Source organism: Comamonas sp. NyZ500 (assembly GCF_016772095.1).
Taxonomy (GTDB): Bacteria; Pseudomonadota; Gammaproteobacteria; order Burkholderiales; family Burkholderiaceae_C; genus Comamonas; species Comamonas thiooxydans.
This window is the reverse complement of sequence record NZ_JAEIJE010000037.1, coordinates 1-11845: the sequence shown is the minus strand read 5'-3', so window position 1 is coordinate 11845 and position 11845 is coordinate 1. Positions and strand designations below refer to the sequence as shown.

Annotated in this window: 14 protein-coding genes and 1 pseudogene; 6 read left to right on the top strand and 9 right to left on the bottom strand. The window is 59.3% G+C overall.

Going from position 1 to position 11845, the window contains the following annotated elements:
* Positions 1–374: 374 nt before the first annotated feature.
* Positions 375–680, bottom strand: a complete 306-nt coding sequence (locus JAO85_RS25175; protein WP_009873361.1) for a tyrosine-type recombinase/integrase — start codon at positions 678–680, stop codon at positions 375–377.
* Positions 681–948: 268 nt separating this feature from the next.
* Between JAO85_RS25175 and JAO85_RS25855 the strand changes: the two are divergent.
* A pseudogene (locus tag JAO85_RS25855) lies at positions 949–1038 on the top strand (type VI secretion protein); the annotation flags it as partial.
* 91 nt (positions 1039–1129) lie between these two features.
* On the opposite strand, the gene tet(A) reads toward JAO85_RS25855, so the two are convergent.
* Positions 1130–2320, bottom strand: a complete 1191-nt coding sequence (gene tet(A) / locus JAO85_RS25160) for a tetracycline efflux MFS transporter Tet(A) (protein ID WP_202789281.1) — start codon at positions 2318–2320, stop codon at positions 1130–1132.
* A 105-nt stretch (positions 2321–2425) separates the two neighbouring features.
* Here tet(A) and tetR point away from each other — a divergent pair, with 105 nt between their 5' ends.
* Complete coding sequence (tetR, locus tag JAO85_RS25155; RefSeq protein ID WP_202789280.1) at positions 2426–3106, top strand: tetracycline resistance transcriptional repressor TetR; 681 nt, start codon at positions 2426–2428, stop codon at positions 3104–3106.
* Here tetR and repC read toward each other — a convergent pair.
* From repC to JAO85_RS25120, 7 genes are all read right to left on the bottom strand, one after another.
* Positions 3042–4034 carry a replication protein C, IncQ-type gene (repC, locus tag JAO85_RS25150; RefSeq protein ID WP_009873351.1) on the bottom strand — a complete coding sequence of 331 codons (993 nt, stop codon included), beginning with the start codon at positions 4032–4034 and terminating at the stop codon, positions 3042–3044. The two genes, tetR and repC, sit on opposite strands and share 65 nt — an antisense overlap.
* The gene (locus tag JAO85_RS25145; protein WP_009873352.1) at positions 4015–4893 is read right to left on the bottom strand and encodes a helicase RepA family protein; all 879 of its coding nucleotides are present in this window, start codon (positions 4891–4893) and stop codon (positions 4015–4017) included. Before JAO85_RS25145 ends, repC begins: the two co-directional genes overlap by 20 nt.
* Positions 4894–4921: 28 nt before the next feature.
* Positions 4922–5248, bottom strand: coding sequence for a hypothetical protein (locus JAO85_RS25140; RefSeq protein WP_009873353.1), 327 nt, complete (start codon positions 5246–5248; stop codon positions 4922–4924).
* Positions 5245–5571 (bottom strand): type II toxin-antitoxin system PemK/MazF family toxin, encoded by a 327-nt coding sequence (locus JAO85_RS25135; protein ID WP_009873354.1) that lies wholly within the window; start codon positions 5569–5571, stop codon positions 5245–5247. The genes JAO85_RS25140 and JAO85_RS25135 overlap by 4 nt, the downstream gene beginning before the upstream one ends.
* A complete protein-coding gene (locus tag JAO85_RS25130) occupies positions 5568–5738 on the bottom strand; it encodes an antitoxin MazE family protein (protein ID WP_237735007.1) in 171 nt (56 codons plus the stop codon). The genes JAO85_RS25135 and JAO85_RS25130 overlap by 4 nt, the downstream gene beginning before the upstream one ends.
* A 120-nt stretch (positions 5739–5858) precedes the next feature.
* Positions 5859–8531 carry a TraI/MobA(P) family conjugative relaxase gene (gene traI / locus JAO85_RS25125; RefSeq protein WP_047353284.1) on the bottom strand — a complete coding sequence of 891 codons (2673 nt, stop codon included), beginning with the start codon at positions 8529–8531 and terminating at the stop codon, positions 5859–5861.
* On the bottom strand, positions 8521–8832 hold the full coding sequence (locus tag JAO85_RS25120) for a ribbon-helix-helix protein, CopG family (protein ID WP_009873356.1): 312 nt from the start codon (positions 8830–8832) through the stop codon (positions 8521–8523). Before JAO85_RS25120 ends, traI begins: the two co-directional genes overlap by 11 nt.
* Before the next feature lie 303 nt (positions 8833–9135).
* Between JAO85_RS25120 and JAO85_RS25115 the strand changes: the two genes are divergently transcribed.
* Genes JAO85_RS25115 through JAO85_RS25100 form a run of 4 tightly spaced genes read left to right on the top strand, consistent with a single transcriptional unit; the run spans position 9136 to position 11568 of the window.
* The gene (locus JAO85_RS25115) at positions 9136–9492 is read left to right on the top strand and encodes a hypothetical protein (RefSeq protein ID WP_009873357.1); all 357 of its coding nucleotides are present in this window, start codon (positions 9136–9138) and stop codon (positions 9490–9492) included.
* Between the two features lie 12 nt (positions 9493–9504).
* Positions 9505–10188, top strand: a complete 684-nt coding sequence (locus JAO85_RS25110; protein WP_009873358.1) for a protein mobD — start codon at positions 9505–9507, stop codon at positions 10186–10188.
* The gene (locus JAO85_RS25105) at positions 10181–10819 is read left to right on the top strand and encodes a DUF6753 family protein (protein WP_009873359.1); all 639 of its coding nucleotides are present in this window, start codon (positions 10181–10183) and stop codon (positions 10817–10819) included. The genes JAO85_RS25110 and JAO85_RS25105 overlap by 8 nt, the downstream gene beginning before the upstream one ends.
* Positions 10816–11568, top strand: a complete 753-nt coding sequence (locus JAO85_RS25100; RefSeq protein WP_009873360.1) for a hypothetical protein — start codon at positions 10816–10818, stop codon at positions 11566–11568. The genes JAO85_RS25105 and JAO85_RS25100 overlap by 4 nt, the downstream gene beginning before the upstream one ends.
* Positions 11569–11845: the final 277 nt, after the last annotated feature.

Sequence of the window (11845 nt, the reverse complement as noted above, 5' to 3'; positions counted from 1 at the left end):
GGTTACCACCTGCGCCGGGGGTGGTTACCACCTGCGCCGGGGGCTTGAATTAAATTAGATAAATCTCTTATTGATAGACAAACACACTACACTTAATACCCATTATGTTAAAAACGACAGGATTCATGAAAATCATTAGAATTGTGCAGGATGGTTCACCTATCGATTAGATATGGGGTCTGAAGGCCAATAGAACGAAAACGTACGTTAGTGAAGTAACTGTCTGATATATCGAAACATAATGTACATTGGAAAACGCCATCAAAACGGTGTCTTTTTAATCGAAAATTGGCACTTAACGGACTTTCTTGTCTACTAATCGATTTTTCAGACGATAATTTTCCTCTTACCGTACGTTTTCGTACGGTTGGACCTCAAACCCCTTTGAGCGTGGCAAGCTGCACAAAGGGATAGGGCGGCACCAGAGAAAAATCACTCAGGGTCAATGCCAGCGCTTCGTTAATACAGATGTAGGTGTTCCACAGGGTAGCCAGCAGCATCCTGCGATGCAGATCCGGAACATAATGGTGCAGGGCGCTGACTTCCGGTGCCAGCAGATATTTTGGCAGTTTGCCTTGGATCAGAGCCATCTGACGCAGGGCTAGTGCAGCCGGATAGTCAATAGCTACCGGCAGCGGTGCGGACTGTTGTAACTCAGAATAAGAAATGAGGCCGCTCATGGCGTTGACTCTCAGTCATAGTATCGTGGTATCACCGGTTGGTTCCACTCTCTGTTGCGGGCAACTTCAGCAGCACGTAGGGGACTTCCGCGTTTCCAGACTTTACGAAACACGGAAACCGAAGACCATTCATGTTGTTGCTCAGGTCGCAGACGTTTTGCAGCAGCAGTCGCTTCACGTTCGCTCGCGTATCGGTGATTCATTCTGCTAACCAGTAAGGCAACCCCGCCAGCCTAGCCGGGTCCTCAACGACAGGAGCACGATCATGCGCACCCGTGGCCAGGACCCAACGCTGCCCGAGATGCGCCGCGTGCGGCTGCTGGAGATGGCGGACGCGATGGATATGTTCTGCCAAGGGTTGGTTTGCGCATTCACAGTTCTCCGCAAGAATTGATTGGCTCCAATTCTTGGAGTGGTGAATCCGTTAGCGAGGTGCCGCCGGCTTCCATTCAGGTCGAGGTGGCCCGGCTCCATGCACCGCGACGCAGCGCCGGCAGGCAGAGCAAGTAGAGGGCAGCGCCTGCAATCCATGCCCACCCGTTCCACGTTGTTATAGAAGCCGCATAGATCGCCGTGAAGAGGAGGGGTCCGACGATCGAGGTCAGGCTGGTGAGCGCCGCCAGTGAGCCTTGCAGCTGCCCCTGACGTTCCTCATCCACCTGCCTGGACAACATTGCTTGCAGCGCCGGCATTCCGATGCCACCCGAAGCAAGCAGGACCATGATCGGGAACGCCATCCATCCCCGTGTCGCGAAGGCAAGCAGGATGTAGCCTGTGCCGTCGGCAATCATTCCGAGCATGAGTGCCCGCCTTTCGCCGAGCCGGGCGGCTACAGGGCCGGTGATCATTGCCTGGGCGAGTGAATGCAGAATGCCAAATGCGGCAAGCGAAATGCCGATCGTGGTCGCGTCCCAGTGAAAGCGATCCTCGCCGAAAATGACCCAAAGCGCGGCCGGCACCTGTCCGACAAGTTGCATGATGAAGAAGACCGCCATCAGGGCGACGACGACGGTCATGCCCCGGGCCCACCGGAACGAAGCGAGCGGGTTGAGAGCCTCCCGGCGTAACGGCCGGCGTTCGCCTTTGTGCGACTCCGGCAAAAGGAAACAGCCCGTCAGGAAATTGAGGCCGTTCAAGGCTGCCGCGGCGAAGAACGGAGCGTGGGGGGAGAAACCGCCCATCAGCCCACCGAGCACAGGTCCCGCGACCATCCCGAACCCGAAACAGGCGCTCATGAAGCCGAAGTGCCGCGCGCGCTCATCGCCATCAGTGATATCGGCAATATAAGCGCCGGCTACCGCCCCAGTCGCCCCGGTGATGCCGGCCACGATCCGCCCGATATAGAGAACCCAAAGGAAAGGCGCCGTCGCCATGATGGCGTAGTCGACAGCAGCGCCGGCCAGCGAGACGAGCAAGACCGGCCGCCGCCCGAAACGATCCGACAGCGCGCCCAGCACAGGTGCGCAGGCAAATTGCATCAACGCATACAGCGCCAGCAGAATGCCATAGTGGGCGGTGACGTCGTTCGAGTGAACCAGATCGCGCAGGAGGCCCGGCAGCACCGGCATAATCAGGCCGATGCCGACAGCGTCGAGCGCGACAGTGCTCAGAATTACGATCAGGGGTCTGTTGGGTTTCACGTCTGGCCTCCGGACAAGCCTCCGCTGGTCCGATTGAACGCGCGGATTCTTTATCACTGATAAGTTGGTGGACATATTATGTTTATCAGTGATAAAGTGTCAAGCATGACAAAGTTGCAGCCGAATACAGTGATCCGTGCCGCCCTGGACCTGTTGAACGAGGTCGGCGTAGACGGTCTGACGACACGCAAACTGGCGGAACGGTTGGGGGTTCAGCAGCCGGCGCTTTACTGGCACTTCAGGAACAAGCGGGCGCTGCTCGACGCACTGGCCGAAGCCATGCTGGCGGAGAATCATACGCATTCGGTGCCGAGAGCCGACGACGACTGGCGCTCATTCCTGAAGGGCAATGCATGCAGTTTTCGACGGGCGTTGCTCGCTTATCGCGATGGCGCGCGTATTCATGCCGGGACGCGGCCAGCCGCGCCGCAGATGGAAAAAGCCGACGCGCAGCTTCGCTTCCTTTGCGATGCTGGCTTTTCGGCAGGTGACGCGACCTATGCGTTGATGGCAATCAGCTACTTCACCGTCGGCGCTGTTCTTGAGCAGCAAGCTAGCGAGGCAGACGCCGAGGAGCGGGGCGAAGATCAGTTGACCACCTCAGCGTCTACGATGCCGGCGCGCCTACAGAGCGCGATGAAAATCGTCTACGAAGGCGGTCCGGACGCGGCATTCGAGCGAGGCCTGGCTCTCATCATCGGCGGTCTTGAACAGGTGCGGCTCAGTCCGGCGTCCAGTCCTGCGGGTCGAACAAATCTGGTTCTTGCATTGGCGGCTGGCTCATGAGGTCGTGGTATTCGCTGGGGCGCATGTCGTGCTCACCCTCAAGGAACGGCAGTTCCTTGGGACGACTTACCAGCACAAGCCCGCTGCTGGTCTGGTCGATGGCCCATCCCATACCGCCTTGCAGTCCGCGTGTGCGGTCTGAGATTTCGTCTAAAGCATCGCGTAGTTGACCCCGCCTGACTGATCGAACCTTCGTTGATGCTTCTTCCCACGCCGCCTTGCCCCATACGTGGGGCGCTAGCGTGTCGATGTGCGCCCCGTTGCCATTGCCAAGCGAACGGCCAAGCCGGATGTTTGAGCACAGCCAACAGTGCAGCAGCTTGGCGGCTTCACTCTCCAGCTCGTTGCGCTCGAAAAGCGAAACCTTGACGTGTTGCTCTCGAAAAACCGCCCCGGTCAGGCGCGGATTGACGGCAACAAAGATTTCCCCAGTCTTGTGATTGAACCGACTCGAAAGGAGATTGCAGCGGTAATCCCAGCCGGTAGCGTGATTGATTTCCCGTATCTGCGCGTTACCCATTCGGTTCAGGCTTTCCTTGATTCTGGCAAGTGCCGCCCCGCTTTCTGGGTCGTCATATCCAGCATCAATCAGCAGGCTGCGCAAACTGGTTTTCTTGGTTTTCAGCGGCCTTCCATCATCGTTGTCAAAGTCCAAAGCAAGGCGCAATTGCTGGCCTATTTCGCCGGGTGGTTTTGCCTCGATCATCAAGCCGTCAATGCCAAGCTGGGCGCTTACTGCAAGCAAGATTGATTGGTCATCAGCTCCAAGCTGCTCGAACCCTTGAAAGCTGATTTCACTATCGCCGAAGCGGCGCGGCGGCACATACAGTCGCCCGCGCTTCTTCCCCTTCGTGGGGACGAAAAGCCCGTCAAACACATGAGCGGGATCGAATTTGGCATAGGCCGGTTTAATACGCTGCTGAGTCATAGCCCTTGCCCCCCTTGTTGCCGCTCTCACGCTTGATCTCCTGTAGCTCTACCGGCAGCAACACCCCGCCGGTGTGTCGCTGATACCAGCGGTCTAGCGGGGTCGCGTCGTAGTTCTGCTTACTCACGCCAAAGCGGACAAAAAGGCCGCGCCGCTCGTTGCCGATGGGCGCACGATCAAAGCCCCGGTCGCTCAGGCGCTCGGCTTCCTGCTCCGTCATCTTGGCGACATAGCCGCACCATCTGGCGTTGTCGATCAGGGCAGACGCGCCCCGCGCTGCCTGCTGCTGGTCGGTCTGGCCGTCGCGGGCGCTGCCCTTGTTGACGTGGTGCAGGTACAGGACAGCCGCCCCGGTGGTTGCCGCGATGTGTTCCAACACGGAAACAAGGTGGGCCATGTCGCCGTTGCTGTTCTCGTCGAGGCTGTGAATGCGGCTCAATGTGTCCAGCACAATCAGCCGCGCCCCTGCGCTGTAGTCGATGACGCGGCGCAAGTGCGCCTCGTCCATCACGTTCAACCGCTTGCCCATGATCGGCTCAAGCATCAGGTTCTCAGCGATGGCTTCGCGGGCCGACTGGTTGAGGTGCTGGCCGATGGCGTGGACACGCCGCACAAGGGCGGGCTGTGGATCTTCGCCAGCGAGATAGACCACGCGCCCGGTGTGCGCCGGGGCCAGTCCTACAAGGTCGCCGCCTGCCACACTGCAAGCGATTGACATGGCCGCTTCAAGAGCAAAAAAGCTCTTGCCAGTTGCGCCAGGTGCAACAAGTGCGCCCACGGTTCCGGCCAAGAATCCGGGCCAGATGAAATCAAGTTCTGGCGGCTCATTGGTGAAGGCCGCCATAATGTCTAAAGCCATGCTGTTCTCCTGTGTAGAACGGTTATGGTTAGGCGCTGCCGGGTGTTCCCGCACCCTGCCGCGCCGCTTCTGCCTTCGCCTTGGCGGCATAGCCCGCTTCCAGACTGGCGGCATCGGTCGGCGTGTCGCCGTCGATGGGCAGGCCAGAAGCGAACATGAGCGCATCACGTAGGGCAATCTCTGCTTGCCCGTACTGGCGTCCCTGAAAGGCGCTGTGGCCTTCCGTGCCGGTGTCCCGCACGGTGCGCCCGCCGTCGATGATGCGCCACTCGTACCAAGCGTTTTCCGGCTCGCCGTAGACCTCGATCATCGCGCCCAAGGAATCCGGGGCGGGAATGGTGTAGATCGTTTTCATTTCGCAATCCCCAAGAACACGGCCAAGCAACGCTCAACCTCAAGCAGTGCGTCCGCGTCGATGCGCCCGAAAGCTGGCCCTACCTTGCTGCGCAGCACCGTCATCGCCTTGTCGACCATCACCTGCGATGGCTTCTGCAAACCGTTCTCTGCGCTCGGCTGAACCGTGACGCGCAGCAACGGCGCGGCATTAAGTGTGCTGGTGACAGGCAGCACGGTAACGCTGCCGTGCTCGCTGAACTGGTTGGCCTGAACCACAAGCGCAGGCCGTGGCTTGCCAAAGTCGCCCTGCATGGCGATGGTCACAAGGTCGCCGCGCATCATTCCGTCCAGCCGTCCACGTCTGCCAAGGCTTCATCCATGAACTGCTGCATGGCGGTGTCGGCGCTGTCGGCCTGAGCCACAAGCAGGCATTGGCGGCGGCACTCCTCCGCGAAGTCGGGGCGGCGCGTATCCGGCACCCAGATTTGAACCGGACGAAGCCCCGCCATGCGTAATGCATCGCGATGCTTCTGAACCCGCTGATTAACGTGTGCTGTTGCCATTTCCAAGCCTCCAATTAAGTTACATGCAACATTGTACGCACCTCGCAAGTTACATGCAACAGGTATTTAAAGACTCATCCCCGGCGAGTTATCGCGCTCGATCTTCTGCGCCTTGGCCTGCTCCTGCTGGCGTACAGGCTCGCGCCCTTCCAGCTTCTCCCACTGCTGGCGGTACTTCCCAAGCTCGGCGGCTTGGCGGTCGCCTGCGGCGCTGTAGGCATAGCGGGCGGTGCGCTGCGCGTAGTCGTTCCAGTCGCGGCCCTCGTCCTTCTGCCGGGTGGCCGGGGCGCACTGGCGGATAGCGCCCTCGATGGCGGCTTGATCGTGGCCGGTGACGCGCATACGCACGGCAATCATGGAATCCAAGCGGGACAAGTCCACCTCGCCGCCACGCTGCCGCTTGAGCACGTCGCGATAATGCCGCTGGTAGGCGTCGATCGCGCTGCCGCTGGCCGCTGCAAGCTCCAAGGCGGGCTTGGCTTTGCTGCGCTCGGGCTGCTGCGCCTTCAAGGCCGCTTGCCGCTGATACTCGGCGTCGATCTGGCTGGACAAGGCCAGCGCCTTGATGCACTCCCGGCGCTCGGCCTTGAGCAAGCGCACCTCGGGATAGCTGCCGTCCTCCCGCTGGTGCTTGGGCTTGCGGTTCTCGTAGCCGGGTGCACGGTGCGGGTGGATGGCTCCCGATAGCTTCGGGTCGCCGTATTCACGGTTCAGGGCATCGCTCAGCCGGTTGCCCACGTCCTTATCGTGGGCCGTCCCCAGCTTCGGCACGGTGATGATGGCCTGATAGTTGCCGGGGCTGGATTCAAGCACGGCGGCGGGCTGGTAGCCGTCGCGGATAAGCCGCTCCAGCTTCTCCCGGTTCATGTCGTCGATGAGGATGTGATGCTTCTTGTCCGATAGCGGCGTGTAGTAGAGGTTTTCGCCCCGGCGCTGTAGGCGCTGCATCTCCGGCGTGCGCTGCTCGATCTCCTGCGGTGTGAAGCCCCGCGTGATGCCGTCCTTCTTGTCGAGGATGAAGGTTTGCTTGCTGCCGTCCTCGCGCATCTTGATAGACGTTACCCGGTAACGCTCTGCGCCTACCGCTTCCGCGTACCGCTCGAACTGCTTTAGCTGCTCCGATTTCATCGCCTGCACCCTTTCCTGCTGTATCCGCTGCCGCTCCTGCTGGATGCTCTCCTGAAGCTCTGGATTTGTGATCTTGAAGCCGTGCTCTGCTGCTAACTTCCCGCACATGGCCTTGTATTCGTCGTTCCCCATCACGGTGAAGCTGCCCCACTTCTGCGCCGATAGCTGTAACGCGGCAAGCGTGCTGTCCCGGTTGCGCCAGTCGTGAATATCGATGCTTTTGCCCTTGTCCACGAAAGACACACCCCCGCCCCGCCCCGCTTCTTCCTTCCGGCTGTAATGCACCTGCTGGCCCACGATTTCAGGCTGATAGGCGCGAATGTCTCGCGGCGTCGGCGGCTCGCTGCGGTCGCCCTCGATGCGCTGCGGCTCGCTGGCCCGGTGTCGCCACTGCTCGGCAAGCTCCGGGCTTTTCTGCATCCGCTGCCACTGCTCCAGGTCGGGATAGGGTCGGAACCGCTGCCGGTGCTGCTCGCGCTCCTTCTGGTGCTTCTCCTTCAAGGCCGCTTTCTCTGCGGCCTGCTCGGCGGCAATCACGCTGCGCATGGCGTTGAGCACTTCGCCCTTGCCTTTCCAGTTTCCGCGCATGAGTTCATCGCGGCGGGCCTTCTGCTGCTCGGCAAGTTGCTTGCGCTCCTGCTCCTGCCGCTTGTCCTGTGCCAGCTTGTCCGCGTTCTTCTCGGCGTAGTGTGCCTTGCGCCCGGTGATGTAGTCCTTCCATCCCGGCACGTCTGGCTTGATCGGCTCCGGCTCGCGCGGCGCTACCTGCTGACGCTGCGGCGCTGGCTGGTATTCACCTAGCCGCTTCTGCATCTTGGCAAGGCTGGCGTTGCGGTCTACATCGCTGGCCTTCACGCCAACATCCCCGACAAACACGGTCGCCCCGCTGCCGGTCTTTTCGTAGCGCATCCCCTTGGCTGCTAACTCGCGGTGCAACTGCTCCCACGTCTGCGCCTGCTTGATGATGGCTGCGCCGTCCTCGATGGCGATGCGGTGGGCTGACTTCTCCCCGGTGCGGTTCTCCATGTCCCGCTTCTTCTGGTCGGGCTGGCGTGGCTTTTCCGGGTCGTATGGCGCTCGGCCTAGCTCCCCGTTCTCCAACACCTGATAGCGCCCGTTTTGCTCACGCTGCCAGCCTTGGGCGTGCTCAATCCGTGCAATGGCTTTGTGTGCCAGTTCAATATCAAATCCACGGTTCTTCTCAACAATCTTGAGCGTTTCGGGATGCACCCGATTGATGACGATGTGCAGGTGGATATTGTCCGTGTCGGAATGAAGGCCATAGATGGCTTGGTGGTCTTTCCACCCAAGCTCATCCATGAAGATGCTAACCGCTTCCTCTACTTGCTCCGGGCTTGGCTGTTCGCCTTCGCGCCAACTCAAGACGTAGTGATTGATGGTGTCCTTGCTGCGCACGGCTTCTTGTGAGAGTGCAATCATCTCTGCCGTCTGGCTCTTGGGGTCGTCCATCATGAAACCCCGCGCCCCGGCATACAGACACTTTTCCTGCGGACTCTCCGACTCCGGCGAACGGACATAGCTGGTAAGCTGGCCGATGCGCTGCGCCTTGCTCGCGGACTTCTTCGGATTCGGAACCTTCTTAACGATCATCGTTTAGCTTCCTGAAGTAGTCCTTGAGCGCAACAAGCGCCCCGGCTGTTTCCTTGCTGTAAACGCCTCCGCTCTCGTTGTGGATGTGCTTCAGCAATCCACCGATGCGCCGCAGCTCCTTGAGCATCACGGCGTCGGCGTTGGCAATGATCGGCCTGCCGAAGTAGCGGCGGCGGACAAGCTCGGACATGCTCAACCCGGCAAGGTCGGCGTCCTCTTTCAATCTGGCCTTCTCCGCTGCGGTCAGCCGCACATTGATAACGGCGTCCAGCGGTTCCGGCCCCTGCGTTTCAAATGGCATCATGTCTCCTTCTCGCCGGGGGCGGGGTGTGTCTTGGACAGTAAGAAGCGAAAGCGCCGCACTGTCCGGGGTCAAGGGGCTTGCCCCTTGCAGGATGAGCCAGACCGTGAGAAGCGAAGCGCCGAATGGGCAGGCGGGGATTGGCAGGAACATGCGTAGCATGTGTATGACAATCCGCATCCTGTATTGCTCAACCACTCTACTATCATATCAGCAGTTTAGGTGCACGGGACGCACTTTGCAACAAGCATAAAAGGCGCTATGCTGTCAACTCCGCAACCAGTGAGCAAAGGAGTTAGCAGAATGAAATACACAACAGAGCAGCTAGAGGCTATCGCTTCAAAGCTTCGTGAGATGCCGCCAGTCGAAAAGAAGAAGCAGGAGCACAGCAAGCAAGAGGCCGTGCGCGTGCTATCCAAAGAGATTGCCGCTTTGCAAAAGCGTGGATACACGCTTGACCAGATTTCCGAGACGCTGCGCGGCGAAGGTCTGAGCATCGCAACCCCAACGCTCAAGAGCTACTTGCAGAGAGCAAAGCCAGCGAAAAAAGCCCCGGTGCAAGCACCGGGAGACACACCCCCGCCCCGCCCCGCCGATAAGAAGCCTGCGGATACATCGAAGGCGACATTCACCCCGAAACCTGACAGCGACGACATTTAAGGAGTAAGCAACATGGCGAAAAGCATTTACCTGATCGGTGGCAGCAAGGGCGGCGTTGGCAAGTCGCTTGTTACGATGGCAACGGTTGATTACCTGCAAGAGCGCGGCGAAAGCGTCTTGCTGATTGAGTCTGACACCTCTAACCCGGACGTATGGAAAGCCTATAAAGAAAGCACGGAAACGGAGCTTATCAATCTGGATGAGGCGGACGGATGGATTCAGCTAGTGAACCTGTGCGATAGCAAGCCGGATAGCGTCGTGGTAATCAACACGGCAGCACGGAATAACAAGGGCGTGAGCGCCTACGGTGAAACACTGAATAGCACGCTTGAAGAACTCAAGCGCAAGCTGGTCACGCTGTGGGTGATTAACCGCCAACGGGATAGCCTCGAACTGCTAAAGGAATACATGGACGCAATTCCGAATGCGGATGTTCATGTGGTACGCAATGGACACTTCGGGGAAGAAAAGAAGTTCGAGCTTTACAACGGCTCCAAGCTGCGCACGGCGGTAGAGGAACGCGGCGGGAAATCGGTGACATTCCCGGACATGGCCGACCGTGTGAGCGATGACATTTACAGCAAGCGCATGAGCATTGCGGTAGCACTCAAGGAACTGCCCATTGGCAACCGTGCGGAGCTTACGCGGTGGCGCAACGAGGCCAAAAAGGTATTGGAGGCCGTAGTCCATGAGTGACCTAGACGACAGCTTTGCAAAGCTGCTCGGCAGGCAACCTAGTGACGCGGAGCGGCAAAGTCTTTACCGGGTTCGGGATGCGCTCGGCCTGAAAAACAATGATGCGCTGTGGCTGGTGCTCATGGCCTTGCAACACTACCAAGGCCAGTATGAGAAGTTCCCGCAAGCGATAGCACAAGCGGCCAAAGATACCTTGGTCAATTTCAAGGTAACGGCGGATGCAACCGTGAAAGCATCAGCGGAAGCAGCCAAGGCGGATTTGGCGCAAGCGGTAGCAGCAGCAGCGCAAGAGGTCGCGCACAACACATCGGCAAAGCAGATGTGGCAGTGGGCGGCGGGCTGCATCGCGGTGGCCTTCCTGTGCGTCGGCCTGTTCGGCTGGTACATGCACAGCAGCGGCAAGGATTCGGGCTATCAGGCCGGATACGGCGCGGGATACACCGAAGCCAAGGACGAGAAAGCGGCGGCGGCATGGGCCAACACGCCAGAGGGGCGCTTGGCCTACCGCTTCGCGCAAACGGGAAGCCTCGCCAGCTTGGCGAAGTGCGATAGGCCGGGGTGGTACGTCGAAAAAGGCGTGTGCTACGTCAAGCCCGCATCGGATGGCACCTACGGATGGAGGTTGCCATGAGAATCAAGATCAAAGGAGAAATCACGGCAGAACGCCTAGCGGAAGCACTGCACGCAGCAGCAGAAAAATACGAAGCTGTGAGGCCGGGGCACAAGGTCTATGGGGCCAATCTCTACCTAACCGCCTTCGATGCTGATGGTCTGCCGTTCGATCTGGTAGACCATCGCGGCGAACCGCTTTCGATCACCATCGAGGCCAAGTCTGGCGAACTGGTAAAACCAGCACTCACAGCAGAGGGTGAAGCACACCGACAGAAAGCCAAAGAGGAAGCACGAAGGCAAGCTGAAGAAGCGGAAGCTGAAGCACAGCGCAGACACAGGCAAACCTTAGACGAATACGAACAGGAGCGGCAAAAACGACGGAAAAAGGAAGCCGAAGCAAGAAAGCAATTTGAGGACGCGAACGCAATCACTGCCGAACTCTTGAAAACCATGCCGGAACGCTTCATCGACGAACTGAACAAAACCGTGCAAGGCGTTTGGGACGACCTCAAGCCAACCGAAACGCAAGGCAAGAAGAAGGGCCAGCCGAAAGCGCTACCAGTCTTTTCCATCCATGCGGACGGGCTGGTGCTTTCCGTCGAGACATGGAAGAACCCGCGCCGGGTTCTCAATCCGCTTTGCACACTCCAGCACGGCGAAATAGCCCCATTCTGGATGCACGAAGCGTGGTTAGAAGCCATGAGGCGGATAGTCGATCTGCTGGATACGCTCACCGCAGCCCCGGCAGAGGCCCTAGAAAGCCAGTAGAGGCGTTTTCGCCTGCAAGGAAGGGGGTAGCGGCGGGGCGGGGGCGGGGGTGTGTCTGCAAGGGCTTTAGCCCGCGCAGGGCGAAGCCCGAAGGCAAGGCTTCAGACGACGCCTAAAGCGGCGGCTGAAAGCCGCGCATGGTAGAAGTTCTTTAGAACTTCTTAGACCGGAATTTTGGAAAAACGCGAAAACTCAGTACTGACAAGGGTTTGCGGGCGTTTTTGTGGCTTGTCAGGTTACCACCTGCGCCGGGGGTGGTTACCACCTGCGCCGGGGG

Coding starts and splice junctions, on each gene's coding strand:
- traI (WP_047353284.1), bottom strand. CDS start 8,531: ATGATCGTTAAGAAGGTTCCGAATCCGAAGAAGTCCGCGAGCAAGGCG.
- JAO85_RS25100 (WP_009873360.1), top strand. CDS start 10,816: ATGAGAATCAAGATCAAAGGAGAAATCACGGCAGAACGCCTAGCGGAA.
- JAO85_RS25110 (WP_009873358.1), top strand. CDS start 9,505: ATGGCGAAAAGCATTTACCTGATCGGTGGCAGCAAGGGCGGCGTTGGC.
- tetR (WP_202789280.1), top strand. CDS start 2,426: ATGACAAAGTTGCAGCCGAATACAGTGATCCGTGCCGCCCTGGACCTG.
- JAO85_RS25120 (WP_009873356.1), bottom strand. CDS start 8,832: ATGCCATTTGAAACGCAGGGGCCGGAACCGCTGGACGCCGTTATCAAT.
- JAO85_RS25145 (WP_009873352.1), bottom strand. CDS start 4,893: ATGGCTTTAGACATTATGGCGGCCTTCACCAATGAGCCGCCAGAACTT.
- JAO85_RS25130 (WP_237735007.1), bottom strand. CDS start 5,738: ATGGCGGGGCTTCGTCCGGTTCAAATCTGGGTGCCGGATACGCGCCGC.
- repC (WP_009873351.1), bottom strand. CDS start 4,034: ATGACTCAGCAGCGTATTAAACCGGCCTATGCCAAATTCGATCCCGCT.
- JAO85_RS25105 (WP_009873359.1), top strand. CDS start 10,181: ATGAGTGACCTAGACGACAGCTTTGCAAAGCTGCTCGGCAGGCAACCT.
- JAO85_RS25140 (WP_009873353.1), bottom strand. CDS start 5,248: ATGAAAACGATCTACACCATTCCCGCCCCGGATTCCTTGGGCGCGATG.
- JAO85_RS25175 (WP_009873361.1), bottom strand. CDS start 680: ATGAGCGGCCTCATTTCTTATTCTGAGTTACAACAGTCCGCACCGCTG.
- JAO85_RS25135 (WP_009873354.1), bottom strand. CDS start 5,571: ATGATGCGCGGCGACCTTGTGACCATCGCCATGCAGGGCGACTTTGGC.
- JAO85_RS25115 (WP_009873357.1), top strand. CDS start 9,136: ATGAAATACACAACAGAGCAGCTAGAGGCTATCGCTTCAAAGCTTCGT.